Here is a 1,024-nt window from a genome sequence, read left to right as displayed (position 1 = left end):
CGCCATCACGTCCTGCACCAACACGTCCAACCCGTCGGTGCTGATCGCGGCCGGCCTTCTCGCCCGCAACGCTGTTGCCAAGGGCCTGAAGTCCAAGCCGTGGGTGAAGACTTCGCTTGCGCCGGGATCCCAGGTCGTCGGCGAATATCTCGCCAGGTCCGGCCTGCAGGAATCGCTGGATGCGATCGGCTTCAACCTCGTCGGCTTTGGCTGCACGACCTGCATCGGCAACTCCGGCCCGCTGCCGGCGCCGATCTCGAAGACGATCAACGACAAGGGCCTCATCGTTTCCGGCGTGCTTTCGGGCAACCGCAACTTCGAAGGCCGCATCTCGCCGGACGTCCAGGCCAACTACCTTGCTTCGCCGCCGCTCGTGGTCGCCTATGCGCTCGCCGGCACGGTGCAGAAGGACCTCACCAGCGAACCGCTCGGCGAAGACCAGGACGGCAACCCTGTCTACCTCAAGGACATCTGGCCGACTTCGCATGAAGTGCAGGAGTTCATCCAGAAATACGTCACCCGCGAACTTTACGAAACGAAGTATGCCGACGTGTTCAAGGGCGATGAAAACTGGCAGGCGGTCAAGGTTCCTCCGGGCCAGACCTACGCCTGGGACGACAAGTCGACCTACGTCCAGAACCCGCCCTACTTCGTCGGCATGGGCAAGACCGGCTCAGGCCTCAAGGACATCAAGGGCGCTCGCGTTCTTGGTCTCTTCGGTGACAAGATCACCACCGACCACATCTCGCCGGCCGGTTCGATCAAGGCTGCTTCCCCGGCGGGTGCCTACCTCACGGAGAACGGCGTGGGCGTCGCCGACTTCAACCAGTACGGCACGCGTCGCGGCAACCATGAAGTCATGATGCGCGGCACGTTTGCCAACATCCGCCTGCGCAATCACATGCTCGGCCCGAACGGCAAGGAAGGTGGCTACACCATCCACTACCCGTCGAAGGAAGAGATGTCGATTTACGATGCGGCCATGAAGTACAAGGACGAGGGTACTCCGCTCGTCATCTTCGCC

At 62.2% G+C, this 1,024-nt stretch carries 1 protein-coding gene; it reads left to right on the top strand.

From position 1 onward, the window contains the following. Positions 1-1,024, top strand: a 1,024-nt coding sequence (locus tag LH464_RS24385) for an aconitase family protein (RefSeq protein WP_255648867.1), incomplete at both ends; no start/stop codon positions are given.

Source organism: Pseudorhizobium xiangyangii (assembly GCF_020531965.1).
Taxonomy (GTDB): Bacteria; Pseudomonadota; Alphaproteobacteria; order Rhizobiales; family Rhizobiaceae; genus Neorhizobium; species Neorhizobium xiangyangii.
Note: the sequence above shows the minus strand (reverse complement) of the source record. Positions and strands in the feature narration are given on the sequence as shown.